A 1,891-nucleotide genomic window follows, 5' to 3' on the forward strand; every position below is an offset into this window, starting at 1 on the left:
CAAGACCGTTGTAAACAATTTACAAACAACATAATGAATATATATATTTTAGAAGCTTTACTTTATTCTATTTTTCCAACTTTGACTGCTTTATATATTACTGAAAAAGTAAAAGGAAACGTAAAAAATAATTTTGACAAAAAACTTGAGAAACTAAAAAAAGACCACAATATAGACATAACAAATTTTCAAGCGGAAATTAGCGCTTTAAAAGCTCAAGAAAACTTTAAATTCACTAAACTACACGAAAAAAGACTTATCGTTTTAGAAAATATTTATAAACTTCTAAATGTTACCTCAAAAGAGTTAAGTGTTTATGTCTCACCTATTAAATTCACACCTGAAAACATTCAATATGAAGATTATGAAAATAATTTACAAATGAATTATGTAAATGCTCACAATAACTTTGTCAGTTTCTTTAATGATAATAAAATTTACTTAAACGAAAATGTGATTGAGTTAATAGATAACTATCTAAATGAAATGAGTGAAATATATAATGATTATTCTACTAATCATATATTAAAAAATATGGGAGACAATTCGAATGCTGAAATACGCATAAAAGCAATTACTGCATATAAAAAAATGCCTGAAAAAGTCAATCCTATTAAAAAGGAAATTGAAAATAAGTTTAGAGAAATACTTGAAAAATAAAAGATAAATTATGAAAAAAGCACTATTACTTTTACCATTTATGTTATTTGCTTGTTCATCAAACGATGACAATAATGAACAAGAAACAGATAATGACTTTTGGCGTTTGACACTGGAAACCGAATGCGATAATAACGCAACATCTTTTAGTTTCTGCATTACCGAAGAAAACTACGAAGAAGCTATATCCTCAATCATATTCAACGAACCTTGCAACTGGATTGAAGCGATAGATATTGATGGAAACACACACGAGGGATATTTTGGAATGGGAATAAATATCTGCGAATGAGAATTAAAAAATTTACGGTATTAAAATGTGGACTGAATTAAATAAAAACTGTTTACAACAACGTGTATATTTAATTGCTAGTCCTAGCCTACTTACGAATATTCCTGCGGAATATTCTATTCGTTTTTTATTTGCTAAATTAGTTGCTCAAACACGCAACTAAGCATACACAAATACGTTGCCAGCAATACGGAAAAAATTGCATATATCAAATTTTGTACATATATTTGTACTTTATAAAATACAATATTATGCAAATAGCAACTGTTTCTGATTTTAGAAAGGACATTAAAAGTTACTTAGACAGAGTCGCAAAAAACTTTGAAACTCTAATTATAAACCGAGGAAAAGATTCTGGAATTGTAGTCATGTCATTACAAGAATATAATTCTTTAATGGCTACAAATCACGAACTTTCTTCTCGAAAAAATGAATTACGATTAGATTCTGCAATTGACAAACTAAAAAGCGGAATGACTTTTAGCAAAGACCTAATCGAAAATTAAAATGAAGTATATATTCGTTGACGAATCTTGGGAAGATTATTTATATTGGCAAAAAACTGACAAGAAAAAACTGAAAAAGATAAATGAACTTCTGAAAGACATTGCTCGAAATCCATTTGACGGAATAGGAAAACCCGAACCGTTAAAACATAAATACGCAGGATTTTGGTCAAGACGAATTGATAGTGAGCATAGATTGATTTATCAATATAAAGAAGGAGAAATATTAATTGCGAAATGCAGATTTCATTACGACTGAAAAAAGTACTGCTGGCAACAACGTGTATAATTAATGGCTAGTTCAAGCCTACTTACGAAAATCCTCGCGGATTTTCTATTCGGTTTTTATTTGCTAAATTAGGTGCTTAAAACACGCCACTAATCATACACAAAACCGTTGTACAACATATGAGGAATGAACTTTCCTGAAATA

Annotated in this window: 4 protein-coding genes; all 4 read left to right on the plus strand. The window is 28.9% G+C overall.

Features of this window, described 5'->3' with window-relative positions:
• Nucleotides 1-660: hypothetical protein (locus TD29_RS17485; RefSeq protein WP_040282830.1), on the plus strand; the 660-nt coding region annotated here is incomplete at its 5' end.
• Nucleotides 661-670: 10 nt separating this feature from the next.
• Nucleotides 671-952 (plus strand): hypothetical protein, encoded by a 282-nt coding sequence (locus tag TD29_RS17490; protein ID WP_040282832.1) that lies wholly within the window; start codon nt 671-673, stop codon nt 950-952.
• A gap of 251 nt (nt 953-1,203) precedes the next feature.
• Nucleotides 1,204-1,458, plus strand: coding sequence for a type II toxin-antitoxin system Phd/YefM family antitoxin (locus TD29_RS17495; protein WP_040282834.1), 255 nt, complete (start codon nt 1,204-1,206; stop codon nt 1,456-1,458).
• Between the two features lies 1 nt (nt 1,459).
• A complete protein-coding gene (locus TD29_RS17500) occupies nt 1,460-1,717 on the plus strand; it encodes a Txe/YoeB family addiction module toxin (protein ID WP_040282840.1) in 258 nt (85 codons plus the stop codon).
• Nucleotides 1,718-1,891 lie beyond the last annotated feature (174 nt).

Source organism: Psychroserpens damuponensis, from assembly GCF_000826655.1.
In the GTDB taxonomy this organism is placed as follows: Bacteria; Bacteroidota; Bacteroidia; order Flavobacteriales; family Flavobacteriaceae; genus Psychroserpens; species Psychroserpens damuponensis.

What these genes read in the sequence shown, in the direction of transcription:
- TD29_RS17500 (WP_040282840.1), top strand. Translation starts at nt 1,460, where the DNA reads ATGAAGTATATATTCGTTGACGAATCTTGGGAAGATTATTTATATTGG.
- TD29_RS17495 (WP_040282834.1), top strand. Translation starts at nt 1,204, where the DNA reads ATGCAAATAGCAACTGTTTCTGATTTTAGAAAGGACATTAAAAGTTAC.
- TD29_RS17490 (WP_040282832.1), top strand. Translation starts at nt 671, where the DNA reads ATGAAAAAAGCACTATTACTTTTACCATTTATGTTATTTGCTTGTTCA.